Origin of the sequence: Microbacterium sp. JC 701 (genome assembly GCF_021026215.1) — a bacterium.
Lineage (GTDB): Bacteria > Actinomycetota > Actinomycetes > Actinomycetales > Microbacteriaceae > Microbacterium > Microbacterium algihabitans.
In genome coordinates this window covers 54462-72433 of record NZ_JAJNCV010000003.1, presented here as the reverse complement: position 1 = coordinate 72433, position 17972 = coordinate 54462, and the positions used below count along the sequence as shown (strand labels likewise).

Genomic DNA, 17972 nt, shown 5'->3' with positions numbered 1-17972 from the left:
ACAGCGCAAATCGGAAGATGCGAACAGACGAAGGTTCGGGGGTTCGCGGGATCGGGTATCCGCACCGTCTGTACAGTCAGAACCAAACGTACGACGAAGGCGCGACGATGCGCACGACGACGAGGAGAATCACGTGGTGCACACGATCGAACGGGTCTCCCCCGTGCCGTACTACGAGCAGCTCTACGAGATCCTGCGCGAGCAGATCGCTCAGGGCGAGATCGCCGAAGAGGAACGACTGCCGAGCGAACTGGAGCTGTGCCGTGAGTTCGGACTCTCGCGGGCGACGGTGCGGCAGACATTGACCAAGCTCGAGAACGACGGCTACGCGCACCGCATCCCCCGCCGCGGGGTGTTCGCGAGCATCCCCGGTCAAACGGCGGGGTGGACCGTCCAGGAAGGGTTCCTCGAATCGCAGCTGCGGCACGGACGGACCGGCATCACGACCACCGTCGTGCACACGGGCTACGTCACCCCCGAGACCCACGTCACGGACGCCCTGCGCGTCGACCCCGACACCGAGGTGTTCGCGCTGGAGCGCGTCCGCGCGCTCGACGGACGCCGGGCCATGTACAGCACGAACTGGTTCCCCCGCGACGTGGCACGGACGATCGCGAGCGAATCGGGCGTGCTCGATGGCTCGGCCTCGCTCAACAGCCACCTCCGATCAGCGGGCTTCATCAGCAGCGGCGCGCAGCGGGTCATCCACGCCCTCGCCTCACCGGACGCGGTCGCCGCTCACCTCGACGTCGAACCGGGCCACCCCGTGCTGCGCGTGCGCTCCTCGTCGTGGGCGGCCGATGGAACACGGTTCGATTACTACGAGACGTGGGTGCTCACCGACGTCATCCCCCTCGAGGTCAGCGTTTCGGCCAGCTGACCGGGCTCATCCCAGCATCCCGCTGACGAAACCCCCGAGCGCGTCGACCGGGTCGGGGGTCCACCCCCGCGCGGTCGCCGCCAACAGGGCGGCCCCCACGGCCGTGACCTCCGGCTCAAGGACCGGCACCGCCGGGGCACCGTTGACAGCGGCCTTCAGCGCGATCCACCCGGGAGAGCGCACCCACCCCCCGGCCATACGGACCTCGGCCACCCCGCCGACATCGTGACGCACCGCGTCCACCGCGTCGCGGCCGGCCACGGCGAGCGCCCCCAGCACCGCGGAAGCACGGGCCCGAGGATCTGCCGGAGCATCGACGGCGTACGACGGCTGCCCCCCGCCCCGCTGCCCCGGAACGAACCAGCCCGACTCCCACACCGGGAGCGGCTCGGCCCGTCCGATCAAGAGGTGCCTGATCGCGCGGGCCACCTCGGCATCGCGCGAGGCCCACTGCACGTTGCGCGCCAGTTCCTCCACACGCAGCAGAGTGCTGCCGCTGGCACGGATACCGGGAGCGACATCCACGTGGTCGTCACCCCGCACCCGCGAAGAGGCCGACTGCGCGACCACCACCTCGGCCGTGCCCATCGAATCCAGCACGGCGCCCGGGACCATCAACTGCACGCCCCACCCTCCGATCGGGTGATCGTGGCCGCCCGCCACGGCGATGGCATCCGAGGTCACGACCCCCGCCGCGCGGAGCGCCGGCGACACGATCTCCCCGACCACGTCCCCGGTCGCGACGACGGGCGGAAGAAGACGCTCGTCGCCGAGGGTCAGAGTCACACGGTCGTGGGCCCAGGCGCGCTCACCGCTGCGCCACGCGGCCGTGCGCGGCGCCAGCGTGTCGCTGAGGAAGGCGCGGCCCGTCCAGGAGACGGACGGAAGATCGGTGAGGGCGATCCATGCGGCGGCGCGATCGGCGCCCGCCTGCGCGCGAGCCCACCTCCAGCCGACGAGCGAGCGAACCGGGTCGGTGTCGACGTCGAAGGTGTCGTCGCCGACCAGCTCGGGGCGCAGAGCGTCGAAGACGGCGTGACGGCGCGGGTCGAACCACGCCAGCGCGGGGGTGAGCGGGCGCAGCCCGGCATCCACGAGCACGCCGTCCTCCCCGATGCCGGCGACGCACAGGGCGTGGATCACGCGGCTGTCGCCGCAGACTTCGACGACCATGTCCTCGATCGCGAGCACCAGGGCGGCCGCGTCGACGGCGAGGTCGGTTCCGGCACGGCGGGTGGGACGGCCGGCTCGAGCGACGACCGCCCCGTCGGCGGTGACCGCCACGACCTTGGTGTTGGTGCTGCCGACGTCGATGCCCACCGCGACGGGGAGGCGTACGCGCAGGGTCACCGTCGATTCCTCCCGGGGGTCGAGGACGAGCGCCTTCCCCTCGACCTTAGCGGCGTCGATCAGACGCGCGCGGGCGCGGGGGCGGGTGCACTCGCGAGGTGGCCGAGGGCGATCTGCGCGTCGTGGTGCTGCCTGACGATCTGGGGCGCGGGGGGCGCGGGGGCGACGGGCGACGTCTCCACCGACCAGAGGGGGAAGGAGCCGGTGAGCGCGGCCGCCGCCTGCATCGCGGCGCCCTTCGCGACGTACTCGTCCGCGGTCGGCACGCCCAGGGGAAGGTCCACGAGCTCTGCCAGCACGCGCTGCACGGCCGGGTTCTTCGCCGCACCGCCGATGACGAGCAGCCGCCGGGAGTGCACCCCGCACGCCGCGAGCGCGTCGAGCATCGCGACCTGGCTCGCCACCGTTCCCTCGACGATCGCACGCGCCATGTTCGCTCGCGTGAAGTTCGACAGACTGGCACCGAGCAGCGCCGCCCGCGCGTGTGGAAGGTCGGGCGTGCGCTCGCCCTCGAAGTACGGCAGCAGCGTCAGCCCCTCCGCCCCGGGTGAGGCGGTCAGCGCCAGCTCGGCGAGTTCATCGTGCGTGCACCCCAGCAGCTCCGCGCCGACCTGCAGGTTCCGCGCCGCATTGAGGGTCGCGACGATGGGGAGATGATCACCGGTGGCGTCGGCGTAGCTGCAGACGTAGCCCGCGTAGTCGTGGACCGGAGAGGACGTCCTCGCATAGACAACACCCGACGTGCCCAGGCTGAGTACGGCGTCACCCTCTTCGAGTCCGAGCGCGAGGGCTGCGGCGGCGTTATCTCCGCTGCCGACCCCGATCGGAAGGCCCGCGGGGATGCCGGGAAGTCCCGCGGCCGTGACTCCGGCCCGGTCCAGGGGGCCGAGGATGACGGGCAGCACGACCGGTCGACCGAACGCGTGAACGAGGAGATCGGGGGTGTACTCCCCCGTCTCGCCCGACCAGTACCCGGTCCCCGACGCCTCCGACCTGTCCGTGACGAGGTTGTCGACCCCGCCCGTCCCGGGGCCGAAACCGCGCAGGCGCCACGTGAGCCAGTCGTGCACGACCGCGATGGCCGCGGTGCGGGCCGCGGCATCCGGGAACTCGTCCCGCAGCCAGCGCGCCTTGACCACCGTGTCCGAGAGCGTGAGGGGCAGGCCGGTGCGCCGGATCCAGGTGTCGCGGCCGAGCTCGGCGTTCAGCGCGACCATGTGCGGGTGCGAGCCCACGTCGTTCCAGAGCGGGGAGGCCGCGACGGGCGTGCCTGTCTCGTCGAGGAAGATCGGCGTGTGCTGCTGACCGCTCACCGACACCGCGAGCACGTCGTGCAGTCCTCCGGCCGCGCGCACGGCCTCGAGGAGCGCGTTCCACCACACCTCGGGGTCGACGATCGTCTCGACCGGGTGGGAAGCGGATCCCTCGCGGATGCAGACCCCCGTGTCGAGATCGCGCACGGTGACCTTGCAACTCTGCGTGGACGAGTCGATACCTGCGACGAGCCTCATCGCTGCGCCTTTCGTTCGGAGGACGCTGCCGCGCTCACGCCGGCATCGCCTTGAGGTGTTCCCACCGGGCCGCGGTGGCCGCAGCCCACTGCCGCAGCCGCCGGTGGCGTTCCGCGTCGGGAGAGACGTCATGCGGGAGGGAGGTCTCCCACGGCCGCCGGACCCCGTGCGCGAGCGCCTGCGCTCCGCGGGAGACGACCTCGTCGACCCCGGCGACGCTGACGGGAACCCCGAGCAGGTCGGCCTTGAGCTGCACCCAGAGGGAATTGGATGCCGCCGGCCCGATGACCTTCACGCGGTCCAGTTCGCTGCCGAAGAGGCCCCAGACGTCCGCAAACTGGCGGACGAGTCCGAGGAAGCAGCCGAACACGAGCTCGAGCGCGGTCGTGTCGGTGCCCACCCCGGCGATGGCGCCTCGCGCGGTCGCATCTTTCTCGGGGGGCGGACTGCCACGGAAGCGCGGCAGCACCAAGGGGATCCGATCGAGATCGAGCCGCCCGGAGAGATAGGTGACATGCGCCTGGTCGATGAGCGCCCGCGCATCCGCCTCCTCGACGGCGAGGAGCGTACGCAGCGTCGCGAAGGCCGATCCGCCCGTCGGGATCGACGCGAACAGCGTGTAGAGCTCCCCGTCGCAGGCGAGACCGCCCGCGATCTTGGTCGCCGCGGTCGCGGCATCCGTTCGGGGTTCATCCAGGAGCGTGAGGATGCCCTCCGTGGTCCCGGTGGAATCCAGCATCTCGCCCGGCTGCAGGTCGGCGCCGACGCCCCCGACCATGTGGTCGTGACCGGCGACGTGGACGGTCACCTCATCGAGACCCCAGGCACGGGAGACGGCGGGGTCCATCGCGACGCCGTGAGACGCCGGCCGCAGGGGCGGAAAGACCGCCGGATCGACGCCGAAGAGGGCGCAGACCTCGCGCGAAGGGCGCCGCTCGCGCAGGTCGAGGGCCATCGTGCGACTCGCGAGCGAGGGCTCGGACCAGCGGCGCCCGGTCAGATGCGCGGCGACGAACTCCGACACGTTGAGCCAGAGGGCGTCCGCGCTGTCGGAGTGGGCCAGCGCCCAGGCCACCTTCGACAGCGCGTAATTCGCATTGACGGGCAAGCCGGTTAGGGCGTACACGCGTTCCCGCTGGGCGGGGGTGATGTCGCGCAACAGGGCGGCGCCACGCTGATCGTGCCAGAGGATCATGGGCGAACGCAGCGAGAGGTCGGGGCCGACGAGCCCCCCCGATTCCCCCACGCCCGCGAGCGCGATCCGCTGCACCGATCGACGCAGCGCCGGATCGAGGTCCGCCACGAAATCGCGCACGGCATCCAGCAACGCCTCGACGTCGTAGACCTCGCCGATCCCGTCGCCGACGGTGGGGGTCGCGACGCGGCGAGAGACGAGCAGGGCGCCGTCGCCGTCGAACACGCACAGCTTGACGCTCGTGGTGCCGATGTCGACCGTGATCGTGGGGGTCATGCGCGTCAGAGGGAAGGGTTGAGCATGCGGATACGACGCTCGACGACCTCGGAGATCGCCGCCACCGCGTCGAGGGAAACCCGGATGAGGGAGTTCTCGTTCGGGTTCGCGGCGTACGCCTCGCCGAAGCTGCGGATCATGGCGTTGCGCAGATCGCTCGCGACGTTGACCTTGACCACACCGAAGTCCGCCAAGCGGCCGAGCTGCTCCTCGGGCAGCCCCGAGCCGCCGTGGATCACGAGGGGAACGGAACTCGCCGCGCGGACGCGCTCGAGGAGATCGAAATCGATGCGCGCGTTCGGCGCATACCCGTGCACGTTGCCCACCGACACCGCGAGCATGTCGCAGCCGACGGCCGCGACGAAGTCGGACACCTGTGCGGGGTCTGTCGTGCTGGCGAACTCGGGGGCGACATCGTCCTCCTTGCCGCCGATACTGCCGAGTTCCGCCTCGAGCGCGATCGAGGCACCGCACATGCGCCGCGCCGTCGCCGAGATCGCGGTGTTCTCCGCAAGAGGTTCCTCGGAGGCATCGATCATGATCGAGGTGAAATCGGCGGCCAGAGCCGCTTCGACGGCCGCGAGCGACTTGCCGTGGTCGAGGTGCAGGGCGACCGGCACGGTCGTGTCCGCCAGGCGCCGCGCGACCATGTCGTACACGTACTCGTAGCCGGAAAGCTTCACGTTCGTCGGAGCGACCTGGATGAAGGTCGGCACACCGACCTTCTCGACAGCATCGATGATGCCCATGGTCGTCTCGATGTTCGTGGTGTTGAACGCCCCCGCCACGAGCCCACGGGCCGTGCAGTGCTGGATGACGTCGTGTCCGCTGACCAAAGGCATGGGCAGTCCCTCCGTTGTGGTGACGGAGGCGGGACGGCGAGGCGTCCCGGGTCGATCCGTCCGCGGTCCCTTCCGCGTTGGATGTCAGCGTAGTGCGCAACGTCCATATCGTCCAGTCTGTACGTACAACATGGACGACGGTGATCGACCGACGCTCGAGGATGCGACCGACGACCGATCACACGCACCGGGGACGGAGCGCAACGCGCGCGGAGGAAGAGGCGGAGCCCGCCGCTGTCGCGACCCCTGCGCGGCGGACGGATGCGCGGGCGCACGGCGATCGAATCGGGCCGGAGCCGCTCCGGGGGAGCGCTCCCGCAGAGAGTCCGCCGACGCCCCCCTTACAAGACGCCGACGGACCCGCCTCTACTTTGGCCTATGAGTGCGCTGTGTCACTACTCCGTCGCGCGCAGAGCCGCCACCACGTCGTACCGCTCGCGGATCTCGGGGCGGTGGTCGGGCTCGACGGCCCGCGTGGTCGATACGGTCCACTCGACCGGTCCGCCGGCGAGCACGCCCGCCGCCTGACGGGCCGCGCCGAGCGCGACGTACTCACCTGCGGCCGGGACGACGATCTCGGCGTCGAACACCTGCGCGGCGATGCGGGCGACGCCCTCGTTCGCGGCGGCACCGCCGATCAGCAGCACGCGGCGCACCTCGACACCCTGCGCCTGGATCGCCTCGAGCCCGACGGCGAGCCCGCTCAGCATGCCCTCGATGGCGGCGCGCGCGAAATTCGGGCGGTTCGTGGATGCCAGGGTCAGGCCGGTCAGCGAGGCCTGCGCGTGCGGCAGGTTGGGCGTGCGCTCGCCCTCGAACCACGGCACGAGCACCACGCCGCCGGCACCGGGCTCGGCCTCGAGTGCCAGGGCCCCGAGCTCGTCGTGGGACACGCCGAGGAGCCCCGCGAAGGCGTCGAGCACCCGGGCGGCGTTGAGGGTGGCCACCAGGGGCAGGAAGCGCCCCGTGGCGTCGGCGAAGCCGGCCACCGCGCCCGTCGCATCGCGGGCCGGGGTGTCGGTGACGGCGAACACGGTGCCCGAGGTGCCGAGCGAGACGACCACGTCGCCCACGCCCGCGCCGAGGCCGAGCGCCGCGCCGGCGTTGTCTCCCGCCCCGGGGCCGACGAGGGCGCCGCCGGGCAGCGTCCCCGCGCTCTCCCACGGACCGAGCACGCGCGGCAGCACGGCATCGTGCCCGAGGGCGCGTCGGAATAGGTCGAGGTCGTAGCCGTCGGCGCCCCAGTACGCGGTGCCCGAGGCGTCGGACCGGTCGGTGACGAGCTCCTCGAGAACGGCGTTGCCCGGGCCGAATCCGCGCAGACGCCAGGTCAGCCAATCGTGGGGCAGGGCCACGGCGGCGACGCGCGCGGCGTTGTCCGGCTCGGCGTCGCGCAACCATCGAAGCTTGGTGCCGGTGAACGAGGCGACCGGCACGGCACCCGTCCGCTCGGCGAACGCCTCCGCGCCCACTTCGTCGATGAGGTCGCGCGCGGCCTGCGCCGACCGGGTGTCGTTCCAGAGCAGGGCGTCGCGGATGACGGCCCCCTCGGCGTCGAGCACGACCATGCCGTGCTGCTGACCCGCGATCGACACCGCGGCGACTTCATCGAGACCGCCGGCCTGGGCGATGGCATCCTGAAGCGCTTTCCACCACGCCGCGGGATCGACCGACGTGCCGGCGGGGTGCGACGCGCGCCCCTCGCGCACGACCTTCCCGGTCTCGGCGTCGACGACGACGACCTTGCACGACTGCGTCGACGAGTCGACTCCCATGACGAGCGCCATGCTCTGCCCTTCTGTCCGCCGCGCCTCCGTCGGCGCGGTCCGAGTTGTCTGTGTTGCGGGGTGCGGCCCCGTGGCGCCGAGGCCCCGTCTCGCCCCGCCCTCTTGAGTGTCCAAAACACCCGGAGACTTTTCGAATTCGTCCGGGTGTTTCGGACACTCAGCGTACGGGCGGGATGCCGAGCGGGATGCGCGACTCGACCGCAGCGGAAGTGACGCGAAGGGGCCCGGATGCCGCGGCATCCGGACCCCTTCCGACTCAGCGCGCGCCGAGCAGGTGCTCGGTGGCGAGCTGCTGCAGGCGGACGAAGCCGAAGCCCTTGCCGCCGAGGTACGCGTCGGTGTCGAAGTCCTCGTAGGCCGAGCGGTCGGCGAGGAAGTCGTCGTAGGTCTCGCCCTCGTTCAGCGTCGGCTGCGCGAGCTCGGCGACCTTGGCGGCCTCGAGAGCTGCCTGCACCTCGGGGTCGGCGCGGAAGGCCGCGGCGCGCTCCTTGAGCAGCAGGTAGGTGTTCATGTTGGCCGACACGGAGTCCCAGACACCGGTCTCGTCCTCGGTGCGCGAGGGCTTGTAGTCGAAGTGACGGGGGCCGTCGTACGCGGGCACGCCGCCGGGGCCGCCGTTCTCGAGCAGGTCGACGAGCGCGAAGGCGTTGTGCAGATCGCCGTGGCCGAACACGAGGTCCTGGTCGTACTTGATGCCGCGCTGACCGTTGAGGTCGATGTGGAAGAGCTTGCCGTGGTACAGCGCCTGGGCGATGCCCGCGGCGAAGTTCAGGCCCGCCATCTGCTCGTGGCCGACCTCGGGGTTCAGGCCCACCAGCTCGGGGCGCTCGAGCGAGTCGATGAACGCGATCGCGTGTCCGAGCGTGGGCAGCAGGATGTCGCCGCGGGGCTCGTTGGGCTTGGGCTCGATGGCGAAGCGGATGTCGTAGCCCTTGTCGGTGACGTAGTCGCCGAGCAGGTTGACGGCCTCGCGGTAGCGCTCGAGCGCCTGGCGGATGTCCTTCGCGGAGTCGTACTCGGCCCCCTCACGGCCGCCCCACATGACGAAGGTCTTCGCACCGAGCTCGGCGGCGAGGTCGAGGTTGCGCAGCACCTTGCGCAGCGCGAAACGACGCACCTGGCGGTCGTTCGAGGTGAAGCCGCCGTCCTTGAAGACGGGGGCCGAGAAGAGGTTGGTGGTCACCATCGGCGTGACGATGCCGGTGTCGCTCATCGCGCCCTTGAGGCGGTCGATCTGCTTCTGACGCTCGGCGTCGGTGGAGCCGAAGGCGAAGAGGTCGTCGTCGTGGAAGGTCAGGCCGTAGGCGCCGAGCTCGGCGAGCTTCTCGACGACGTGCACGACGTCGAGGGGCTCACGTGTGGGGCCGCCGAAGGGGTCGGTGCCGTTGTAGCCGACGGTCCAGAGACCGAACGAGAACTTGTCGTCGCGGGTGGGGGTGGGCATTCCTGCTCCTTCGCATGGACGCACGAGCGCGCGGTGGCGCGCAGCGGGTTTGTTGGTGCTCACAACATATATCCCGGATGCCGCGGCGTCCACCCCCTCTGACTACATCGGCCGACATATACTGAGATATATAACAAAGGGGGCCTGCCATGGCACTGACCAGCGTCGACCTCGATCCACGACTCATCGAACGCGCGCGGATCCTCACCGGAGAACCCTCGAATCGCGCGGTCCTCGACCTCGCCCTCCGCCGTCTCATCGCTTCCCAGCAGAAGGACGCGATGATCGCCGGAATCGCCGGACTGACGGACCTCGAGGCCGGGCTCGATTCGCCTGTCGCCTCGACGTCGTGACCGACTACCTCGTCGACAACTCGGTCTGGGCGCGCTTGGCCTCAGGCGACCCGGCCATCCGCGATCGGCTCGAACGCATCGCCCGATCCCCTTCCGACCTTTTCGTGACGTGCCCGCCGCAGGTGGTGGAATTCTGCCACAGCGCATGCTCGCCCGAGGAACGCGCGCACTACCGCGAGCAGATCTCGCTGGGATTCTCTCTCGAACGGGCACCGGACGAGACGCTCGCCGTCGGCATCCAGTCCGCACTCTGGAACGCCGGCCTCGTGCGTGCCGCGGGCACCGTCGACATCCTGATCGCGGCGTACGCCATCGCGAACGACGCGACGGTCCTGAGTTCTGATCACAACTTCGCTCACATCGCCGCGGTGAGCGATCTGGCGTACGAATACGTCGCACCGACGAACTGACTCCCGCTCGGATCACCGCCGGAGAGCGGCGTCGACCACGTCGAAGACCTGCGGATCCCACGTCAGCGCGCGCTCCCACGGCAGGCCGAACCCGTCGGCGAAGAAGATGCTGTGCACGTGGTCGGGGAAGGAGTGCCGATCGATGCGAGGGACGACGGCCGCCGGCACATCGTCGGCCCGACCGCTGCGCAACGACACGAGCCCGTCGTGCGGCCAGAGCTGCGCCGGCTCGGTGGCGGCGGCGAAGTACCCCGCCCCGATCGCCGTGACCGCCACGTCGTCGAGCACTCCGGCCTGCGCCTCGTTCCAGGTGCGGAGGAACCGCCGTGACACCTGCTCGGCCGCCCCTTGCGAGTTCGCCGCCGCATAGGCACGCGCCTGGTCGAGGATCGTCGTGGTCGCCGGGTCGCCGTGCGCGTCGGCATCCGTGATGTCGCCCGCGACGGCGTCGCCGAGCACCGCGCCGTCCCAGGGCGTGCCGAGGGTCACGAGGTGGTCCACCCGCGGGGCCGCCCCGGCCAGCTCGCGGATCGCCGCGCGCGAGAACAGACCGCCCATGGAGTGCGCGACGAGATCGACACTCGAAACGGCGTACTCGACGGAGAGCCAGCGGAGGAATGCGGCGAGCGCCACGCCCGCGTGGTCGACCGCGCCGACGGCGTTGATCGTCAGCTCGGCGGGCAGCACGACCGGGACGTCGCCGAAGCCCTGCCACCCGGCATCCGCTTCGACCGTCCCCGCACCGATGCGGGCCGGAGCGGTGAAGACCTGCCGCCCGGCCGCACGGTGGTGCTCGCGGAGGGCGGTCAACGTGTTGCCCGCCGCGAGCCCCGACCCGGCCGCCCGGTCGGTGTCGGTGAACGGGGTGACGGCAGCGCCGCCGGAGACGAGAACGACGGCATCGGCCACGGCAACTCCTCAGAGGGTCGGATGCCGCTCAGATTAGGGCACACCCCCGACATCGCGGGGACACCCGCGCGCCTGGCTGAGGGGGGGATCAGGCCGGGAGCGCGTCCTCGATCGCGGCGACGACCTCGGGGGCGTCGGGCAGCGTCCGCGGGCTGAAACGGGTCACCCGGCCATCGGGGGCGACGACGAACTTCTCGAAGTTCCACGAGATGCGGCCGGTCTTGCCCTCGGCATCCGGAGTCGTCGTGAGCTCCTTGTACAGGGGGTGGGCGCTGCGCCCGTTGATCTTGACCTTCTCCGACATCGGGAAGGTCACGCCCCACGTCGCCGAGCAGTACTCGGCGATCTTGTCCTCGTCGCTGAGCTCCTGCAGGAACTGGTTGCTGGGGAAGCCGATCACCGTGAAACCGCGGTCGGCGTACTTCTTGTGCAGCGCCTCGAGCGCCTCGTACTGCGGGGCGAGGCCGCATCGCGAGGCGACGTTCACCACGAGGGCGGCCTTGCCGTCGGTCAGCTCGCCGAAGGTCGTCTGCTCGCCGCGGATGGTCGTGATGGGGATGCCGGAAAGGTCCATGCTCCGATCCTGGCACCGCGCGGTTGTGGTCGGGGTGGGAATCGGCCCCGCCCGTGGCACAGTGGTCGGATGGTCACCGCGGGCAGCCGGGGCGACGGCATGCGCCGCGCCAATCTGGCCCTCGTGCTGCGCACCGTGCACCGTGAGGGACCGCGCTCGCGCGCCGCGCTGACCGAGGCGACGGGCCTGAACCGCTCGACCATCGCCGACCTCGTGGGCGAATTGCAGCGCGCGGGACTCGTCGTCGAACGGGCGTCCGAGGCGCAGGGCCGCGTCGGCCGCCCCTCCCCCATCGTCGAGCCCGACCCGCGCGTCGTCGCCGTCGCCGTGAACCCCGAGGTCGACGCCCTCGACATCGCAGCGGTCGCCCTGGACGGGTCGATCATCGCGCGCGAACGCCTCGACCAGTCGACGCTGCTCACGCCCGAGCGCACGGCCGAGCTCGTCGGCATCCGCCTCGATTCCTGGCGCCGCGGGCCGCTCGCCGACTCCCGTCTCGTGGGCGTGGGGGTCGCCGTCCCCGGTCCGGTGCGCGCATCCGACGGGCTCGTACGCGAAGCCCCGCACCTCGGGTGGATCGACGCCGCCCTCGCCGGTCTGATGACGGATGCCACGGGCCTGCCCACCCACGTCGCCAACGACGCGGCGCTGGGCGCCGTGGCCGAGCACCTGTTCGGGGCCGCGCGCGGAGCGCACGACGTCGTCTACCTCAACGGCGGCGCGAGCGGTATCGGCGGGGCGGTGATCGTCGGCGGGATGCCGCTGGGCGGGGCGGGCGGCTACGCCGGGGAGTTCGGGCAGAACAGGCCCGGCATCGCCGATCCCGACGACCGTCGCGCGCCCGAGGGGGTGCTCGAAGACGAGGTCAGCCGGTCGCTGCTGCTGAGAGCGCTCGGCATCGAGGGCGCTGACGACGCGGCCCTCGCAGCGGCGCTCACCCGCAACACCGATGCGGCGGTGCGGGCCGAGACCGATCGACAGCGCCGGATCCTCGCCACCGCCCTCGCCAACGCCGCGAACGTGATGAACCCCGCGGTCATCGTGCTGGGCGGGTTTCTCGCGATCCTCGGCGACCTCGACCTGCCCGGTCTCGACGCCGCGGTGCGCGCGCAGACCATCCCCGCCTGCGCGGAGGGTCTGCGCCTGGCAGCCGCCGAGCTCGGCGAGAACCGTCTGCTGGTGGGCGCGGCCGAGGCCGTGTTCGAGGCCGCGCTCTTCCCGGCCCGCTGAGCGCGGAACACCTCCCGAAACCCTCCACGCGCGCCCCCATGTCGGAGGTCCGGGGCAGGATGGGTGAGCGACGACGAGAGGAGAACCGATGATCGAGACACGTTCCGCCGGGGCCACCTGGTCGGGCAACCATCAGTACCGTGCCCGCGAGGTGCTGCTGCCGACCGGGCCCGACGAATTGGCCGAGGTCGTGGCATCCGCCGATCATCTGCGCGTGCAGGCGACCCGCCACACGTTCAACGACGTCGCCGACAGCGAGTCCACCCTCGTGTCGCTCGAGAAGATGCCCACGCGCATCGACATCTCCGGTGACCGGGCGCGTGTCGAGGGGCTCCTGACCTTCGCCCAGCTGGCTCCCGTGCTCGAAGCCGAGGGCCGCGCGCTGCACAACCTCGGGTCACTCCCCCACATCTCCGTGGCCGGCGCGACGGCGACCGGCACCCACGGTTCAGGCGTTCGCAACGGCAATCTCTCGAGCGCCGTGACGGGCGTCGAGCTGATGGATGCCGAGGGCCGCACGCACCGCATCGACGAAGCCCACCCGTGGTTCGGCGCCGCCGCGCTCAGCATCGGCGCCCTGGGCGTGGTGACGGCCCTCGAGCTGCGCACCGAACCGACCTACGCCGTCACGCAGCAGGCGTACACCGGAGTCGCTTGGGCCGACATCATCGCCGACCCGATCGCCGTGCTCGGCGGCTCGCGAAGCGTCAGCATCTTCACGACCTGGGGAGACCCCGCGCACGACCTGGTCTGGGCCAAGAGCGACACGGGGTCTCCGACGTGGGTCGAAGAACTCGGCGGCACCGCCGTCGGCGATGACATCCACCTCGGCAGCATCCGCACCGTCGACAACACGACGCCGCGCGGAACCTCCGGCCCGTGGCACACGCGCCTGCCGCACTTCCGCGCTGACGCCCTCCCCAGCGACGGCGATGAGATCCAGTCGGAGTACTTCGTTCCGCTGAGCTCGGCGGCCGAGGCCCTCGCGGCCGTCCGCGAGATCGCCCCGGGCTTCGCCGAGCACCTCCTGGTGACCGAGCTGCGCACGGTCGCCGCCGACGAGCTGTGGCTGAGCCCCGCGTATCAGCGCGACGTCCTCGCGATCCACTTCACGTGGCGCAACGACACCGCGGGGGTGCTGTCGGCCCTTCCGCACGTCGAGGCAGCCCTCGCGCCGTTCGACGCGCGGCCGCACTGGGGCAAGGCGTTCACCATGCCCGGCGAGCGGATCCTCGCGACGCTGGCACGCGCGCACGATTTCGCCGCGGTCGCCCGCGAGGCCGACCCCCGCGGCGTCTTCCGCAACGCCTACCTGCGGCGCATCTTCGGCGACTGATCAGCCCCATTCAGGTCCCTGAGCGTCATCCAGGTCCCTGAGCCTCACCCAGGTCCCTGAGCCTCGCCCAGGTCCCTGAGCCTGTCGAAGGGACCGGAACCCCCGCCCCACCCAGGTCCCTCAGCGTCACCCAGGTCCCTGAGCCTGTCGAAGGGACCGGAACCCCCGCCCCACCCAGGTCCCTGAGCCTCACCCAGGTCCCTGAGCCTGTCGAAGGGACCGGAACCCGCGTGCCGCCAACACTTCACCACGAGACGACGCCGCCCACCGCGGCGCCGCCTCACGGCATCCGGGATCAGCGGCTGGAGTAGCCGCCGTCGATGGGGAGCGAGACGCCCGAGATCATTCCCGCGCCGTCGCCGAGCAGGAACACGATCGGGGCCGCGATGTCGTCCTCGGTGGCCCACTTGTGCAGCGGCATGGCCTCGAGGAAGGGGCCCTCGATGTCGGGACGCCCCCAGTACCAGGCCGACATCGGGGTCATGACGACCGTGGGGTTCACGCTGTTGACGCGGATGCCGTAGCCGCCGAGCTCGAGGGCGGAGACCCGCGTGATGTTGTCGAGGGCGGCCTTCGACGATCCGTACGAGATGTGACCCGAGAGGGCGACGAGGCTCGCCTGGCTCGAGACGTTGACGATCGCCCCGCCCTTGCCGACGCGGATCATCTCGCGCGAGGCGTACTTGGTGACCAGCAGCGAGCCGCGGGCGTTGATGCGCATGACCTTGTCGAAGACGTCGATGTCGGTGTCCATCGGGGTCGCGATCTCGCCGCCCCAGCCGCCGCAGTTGACGACGCCGTAGATGTCGCGACCCTCGATGGCCGCGCGGATCTCGTCTTCGGATTCGAGGTCGAACACGACGGGCTCCGCACCGGTCTCGGCGCTGATCGCGGCGACGCTGTCGGCGTCGCGACCGGCGGCGAGGACCGTCGCGCCGGCGGCGACGAGGTGACGAACGGTCGCCCCGCCGATGCCGCCACCGGCTCCGGTGACGAGGATGGTGCGGTCGGTGAATTCGGTCATGGGTGGGCTCTTTCACGGGTCCGGGAGTCGAGGACGACGGCAGTGTCGCCGGGGCCCATGATAACCACAGAATCACGCGGATGACTTCGGTGTCATGACGAATTGATCACGGACCTTGACACCGGTGTCACGGTGGGCTTACCGTAACCGGAGTTCGACCGGTGGACACCCCCGCCGGACCCGCTTCATCGACGCAGCACTCCGCCGTGGTGCGTCGCCCGGAAGGACCACACCGCTGTGACCCACACCTCGGAGAACGACGCGACGACCGCCGCCGCGACCGTGCACCTCGACGATCTCGTCGCCCGTGCCCGGCAGCTCGCGGCGTCGGGCGAACGACGCATCCTGGGCGTGGCCGGCACCCCCGGCGCGGGCAAGTCGACAGTGAGCGACGCCCTGCTCGCTGCCCTCGGCGACGACGCGGTGCTCGTGGGCATGGACGGCTTCCACCTCGCCAACGAAGAACTCGTGCGACTCGGTCGTCGCGACCGCAAGGGCGCTCCCGACACCTTCGACGTCGAGGGCTACATCGCCCTGCTCGATCGCATCCGCGCCGGCCACGAGGTCTACGCCCCCCGGTTCGACCGCACCCTCGAGGAGTCCATCGGCTCAGCGGTGCTCGTCCCCGCGGAAGTTCCGCTCGTCATCACCGAGGGCAACTACCTGCTCCACGACGAGTTCGGGTGGGATGCCGTCGCCTCCCGCCTCGACGAGGTGTGGTTCCTCGACATCGACTCGCACGCGCGCCGGGAGCGCCTCGTCGCGCGCCGCCTCTCCCACGACCACCCCTACGACGAAGCCGTCGCCTGGGTCCGCGAGGTCGACGAGCGCAACGCCCTCGTCGTCGAGCGCGGGCGCGAGCGCGCCGACCTCGTCGTCACCGTCTCCGACGCCGCCGCCGGCGGCGTCGGCCACCACGAAGGAGCTTCTTCATGAGCACCACCACGGCCACGCCCGTGCTGCAGGCGCGGGGTCTCTCGCGCCAGTTCGGGTCCGTCCGCGCCCTGCACAACGTCGACTTCGAGGTCTACCCCGGAGAGGTCACCGCCCTCATCGGCGACAACGGCGCCGGCAAGTCGACGCTCGTGAAGGCCCTCTCGGGCAACCTCGCGATCGACGAGGGCGAAATCCTCTTCGACGGCAAGCCCATCGACATGTCGAACCCCCAGGTCGCCTCCGGCCTCGGCATCGAGACGGTCTACCAGGACCTCGCGCTCGCCCCTCACCTCGACCCGGTGCAGAACATGTACCTGGGCCGCGAGATCCGCCGCCCGGGCCTCGCCGGTGCCCTGGGCTTCATGAAGACCAAGGACATGGCGAAGGCCTCCCGCGACGCGTTCGACGAACTCGGCGCCACCGTCCGCAGCCTCACCTCCCCCGTCGGCGAGATGTCCGGCGGCCAGCGCCAGGCGATCGCGATCGCCCGCGCGGTGCACTGGGCCTCACGAGTGGTGTTCCTCGACGAACCGACCGCTGCGCTCGGCGTGCGTCAGACCAAGAACGTGCTCGAAACCATCCGGCGCGTGCGCGACAAGGGCATCGCCGTGGTCTTCATCTCGCACTCGATGCCCCACGTCATCGACGTGTCGGACCGTATCCAGGTCCTGCGCCTGGGCACCCGCGTCGCCAACATCAACGCCAAAGACACCTCCATGGAAGAGCTCGTCGGACTCATGACCGGCGCCGTCACGAAGGACGACCAGAAGTGAGCACCAAGACTCCTCCCACCGAGACCGTCGCCATCGGCACGTTCGACGACAACCAGAAGGTCAACCCGTTCCGCGCGGTGCTGCGTACCCAGGCGTTCCAGATCCTCCTGGTGCTGCTCGCGATCATCATCGTCTTCAGCATCATCGCGCCCGAGTCCTTCGCGCAGTGGTCGAACTTCCGCCTGATCATCCAGAACGCCTCGATCCTCGCGGTGCTCGCGGTCGGCATGACCTACGTGATCATCACCGCCGGCATCGACCTCTCGGTCGGCTCCGTCCTCGTCTTCTCGGGCGTCGTATCGGCGCTGACGATGCGCGCCCTCGGCGGCGAAGGCTGGGGCGTCGCCACCGTCGGCATCATCGTCGCCGTCCTGAGCGGCGTGTGCTGGGGGCTTCTGAACGGCTTCCTCATCGCGAAGGCCAAGATCCCGCCGCTCATCGTCACGCTGGGCTCGCTCGGCATGGCGCTGGGTCTCGCGCAGATCCTCACCGGTGGCGTCGACGTGCGCGACGTGCCCACCGTGCTGACCGTCTCGATCGGTTACGGCAACGTCTTCGGCACCGTCCCGATCATCAGCGTCATCGCGCTCGTGGTCGTCGTGATCGGCGCGATCGTGCTGCACTACACGAAGTTCGGCCTCTACACGCTGGCCGTCGGATCGAGCGAGATCGCCGCCCGCCGGGTCGGTGTGAAGGTCGACGCGCAGCTGATCAAGATCTACACGATCTCCGGCGCCCTGGCCGGGCTCGGCGGCATCCTGTCGCTCTCGCAGTTCTCGACCACCGCGATCGCGGGACAGTCGCAGACCAACCTGAACGTGATCGCGGCCGTCGTGATCGGCGGCACTTCGCTCTTCGGCGGCGTCGGCACGATCATGGGCACCGTCGTGGGCCTGTTCATCCCCGCGGTGCTGCAGAACGGCTTCGTCATCACGGGCGTGCAGCCCTTCTGGCAGCAGGTCGCGGTGGGCGCGGTGCTGATCACGGCGGTCTACGTCGACCAGGTGCGCCGCACCGCCGCCACCCGCGGCAACTCGCAGGGCCTCTGGCGCAAATTCCTCAGCGGAGGTCGGCGCGGCTGAGCCGCGGCGGCATCCATTCCCTCTCCATCCCTTACCAACCCGACAGCAGTACTCGAAACA

General features: G+C 70.7%; 17 protein-coding genes. 8 read left to right on the top strand and 9 right to left on the bottom strand.

Annotated elements, in window-relative coordinates; translation table 11 throughout:
• The first annotated feature begins 133 nt into the window (after positions 1-133).
• Positions 134-880: a GntR family transcriptional regulator gene (locus LPW41_RS12150; protein WP_230704980.1), complete on the top strand. Its 747-nt coding sequence runs from the start codon at positions 134-136 to the stop codon at positions 878-880.
• A 6-nt stretch (positions 881-886) separates the two neighbouring features.
• Here the strand turns inward: LPW41_RS12150 and LPW41_RS12145 are convergent, their stop codons facing one another.
• From LPW41_RS12145 to xylA, 6 genes are all read right to left on the bottom strand, one after another.
• Complete coding sequence (locus LPW41_RS12145; protein WP_230704979.1) at positions 887-2230, bottom strand: FGGY family carbohydrate kinase; 1344 nt, start codon at positions 2228-2230, stop codon at positions 887-889.
• Between the two features lie 59 nt (positions 2231-2289).
• Positions 2290-3741 carry an FGGY family carbohydrate kinase gene (locus LPW41_RS12140; protein WP_230704978.1) on the bottom strand — a complete coding sequence of 484 codons (1452 nt, stop codon included), beginning with the start codon at positions 3739-3741 and terminating at the stop codon, positions 2290-2292.
• Positions 3742-3775: 34 nt separating this feature from the next.
• Complete coding sequence (locus LPW41_RS12135; protein ID WP_230704977.1) at positions 3776-5212, bottom strand: L-fuculokinase; 1437 nt, start codon at positions 5210-5212, stop codon at positions 3776-3778.
• A gap of 5 nt (positions 5213-5217) precedes the next feature.
• Positions 5218-6054 carry a class II fructose-bisphosphate aldolase gene (locus LPW41_RS12130; protein WP_230704976.1) on the bottom strand — a complete coding sequence of 279 codons (837 nt, stop codon included), beginning with the start codon at positions 6052-6054 and terminating at the stop codon, positions 5218-5220.
• A gap of 395 nt (positions 6055-6449) precedes the next feature.
• Entirely contained in the window at positions 6450-7841 is a 1392-nt protein-coding gene (xylB, locus tag LPW41_RS12125; protein ID WP_230704975.1) for a xylulokinase, read from the bottom strand.
• A gap of 256 nt (positions 7842-8097) precedes the next feature.
• Positions 8098-9285, bottom strand: coding sequence for a xylose isomerase (gene xylA / locus LPW41_RS12120; protein ID WP_056224126.1), 1188 nt, complete (start codon positions 9283-9285; stop codon positions 8098-8100).
• A gap of 149 nt (positions 9286-9434) precedes the next feature.
• Here xylA and LPW41_RS12115 point away from each other — a divergent pair, with 149 nt between their 5' ends.
• Positions 9435-9638: a type II toxin-antitoxin system VapB family antitoxin gene (locus LPW41_RS12115; protein WP_144785926.1), complete on the top strand. Its 204-nt coding sequence runs from the start codon at positions 9435-9437 to the stop codon at positions 9636-9638.
• Positions 9635-10048, top strand: coding sequence for a PIN domain-containing protein (locus tag LPW41_RS12110; RefSeq protein ID WP_230704974.1), 414 nt, complete (start codon positions 9635-9637; stop codon positions 10046-10048). The genes LPW41_RS12115 and LPW41_RS12110 overlap by 4 nt, the downstream gene beginning before the upstream one ends.
• 12 nt (positions 10049-10060) lie before the next feature.
• On the opposite strand, the gene LPW41_RS12105 is transcribed toward LPW41_RS12110, so the two are convergent.
• Complete coding sequence (locus LPW41_RS12105) at positions 10061-10957, bottom strand: triacylglycerol lipase (protein WP_230704973.1); 897 nt, start codon at positions 10955-10957, stop codon at positions 10061-10063.
• Between the two features lie 88 nt (positions 10958-11045).
• The gene (locus LPW41_RS12100) at positions 11046-11531 is read right to left on the bottom strand and encodes a glutathione peroxidase (RefSeq protein WP_056224130.1); all 486 of its coding nucleotides are present in this window, start codon (positions 11529-11531) and stop codon (positions 11046-11048) included.
• A gap of 69 nt (positions 11532-11600) precedes the next feature.
• On the opposite strand from LPW41_RS12100, the gene LPW41_RS12095 reads away from it, so the two are divergent.
• Both LPW41_RS12095 and LPW41_RS12090 read left to right on the top strand, forming a co-directional pair.
• On the top strand, positions 11601-12761 hold the full coding sequence (locus tag LPW41_RS12095; RefSeq protein ID WP_230704972.1) for an ROK family transcriptional regulator: 1161 nt from the start codon (positions 11601-11603) through the stop codon (positions 12759-12761).
• Positions 12762-12849: 88 nt separating this feature from the next.
• A complete protein-coding gene (locus LPW41_RS12090) occupies positions 12850-14097 on the top strand; it encodes a D-arabinono-1,4-lactone oxidase (protein ID WP_154097234.1) in 1248 nt (415 codons plus the stop codon).
• Positions 14098-14392: 295 nt separating this feature from the next.
• Here LPW41_RS12090 and LPW41_RS12085 read toward each other — a convergent pair whose 3' ends face one another.
• Positions 14393-15121, bottom strand: coding sequence for an SDR family oxidoreductase (locus LPW41_RS12085; RefSeq protein ID WP_144785922.1), 729 nt, complete (start codon positions 15119-15121; stop codon positions 14393-14395).
• A 237-nt stretch (positions 15122-15358) separates the two neighbouring features.
• Between LPW41_RS12085 and LPW41_RS12080 the strand changes: the two genes are divergently transcribed.
• From LPW41_RS12080 to LPW41_RS12070, 3 genes are read left to right on the top strand one after another with little or no spacing between them, the layout of a single operon-like run.
• Positions 15359-16057: a nucleoside/nucleotide kinase family protein gene (locus LPW41_RS12080; protein ID WP_154097232.1), complete on the top strand. Its 699-nt coding sequence runs from the start codon at positions 15359-15361 to the stop codon at positions 16055-16057.
• On the top strand, positions 16054-16830 hold the full coding sequence (locus tag LPW41_RS12075; RefSeq protein WP_144832155.1) for an ATP-binding cassette domain-containing protein: 777 nt from the start codon (positions 16054-16056) through the stop codon (positions 16828-16830). Before LPW41_RS12080 ends, LPW41_RS12075 begins: the two co-directional genes overlap by 4 nt.
• Complete coding sequence (locus LPW41_RS12070) at positions 16827-17912, top strand: ABC transporter permease (RefSeq protein WP_144832152.1); 1086 nt, start codon at positions 16827-16829, stop codon at positions 17910-17912. Before LPW41_RS12075 ends, LPW41_RS12070 begins: the two co-directional genes overlap by 4 nt.
• Positions 17913-17972 lie beyond the last annotated feature (60 nt).

Coding starts and splice junctions, on each gene's coding strand:
- LPW41_RS12140 (WP_230704978.1), bottom strand. CDS start 3,741: ATGAGGCTCGTCGCAGGTATCGACTCGTCCACGCAGAGTTGCAAGGTC.
- LPW41_RS12135 (WP_230704977.1), bottom strand. CDS start 5,212: ATGACCCCCACGATCACGGTCGACATCGGCACCACGAGCGTCAAGCTG.
- LPW41_RS12130 (WP_230704976.1), bottom strand. CDS start 6,054: ATGCCTTTGGTCAGCGGACACGACGTCATCCAGCACTGCACGGCCCGT.
- xylB (WP_230704975.1), bottom strand. CDS start 7,841: ATGGCGCTCGTCATGGGAGTCGACTCGTCGACGCAGTCGTGCAAGGTC.
- xylA (WP_056224126.1), bottom strand. CDS start 9,285: ATGCCCACCCCCACCCGCGACGACAAGTTCTCGTTCGGTCTCTGGACC.
- LPW41_RS12115 (WP_144785926.1), top strand. CDS start 9,435: ATGGCACTGACCAGCGTCGACCTCGATCCACGACTCATCGAACGCGCG.
- LPW41_RS12100 (WP_056224130.1), bottom strand. CDS start 11,531: ATGGACCTTTCCGGCATCCCCATCACGACCATCCGCGGCGAGCAGACG.
- LPW41_RS12095 (WP_230704972.1), top strand. CDS start 11,601: ATGGTCACCGCGGGCAGCCGGGGCGACGGCATGCGCCGCGCCAATCTG.
- LPW41_RS12090 (WP_154097234.1), top strand. CDS start 12,850: ATGATCGAGACACGTTCCGCCGGGGCCACCTGGTCGGGCAACCATCAG.
- LPW41_RS12085 (WP_144785922.1), bottom strand. CDS start 15,121: ATGACCGAATTCACCGACCGCACCATCCTCGTCACCGGAGCCGGTGGC.
- LPW41_RS12075 (WP_144832155.1), top strand. CDS start 16,054: ATGAGCACCACCACGGCCACGCCCGTGCTGCAGGCGCGGGGTCTCTCG.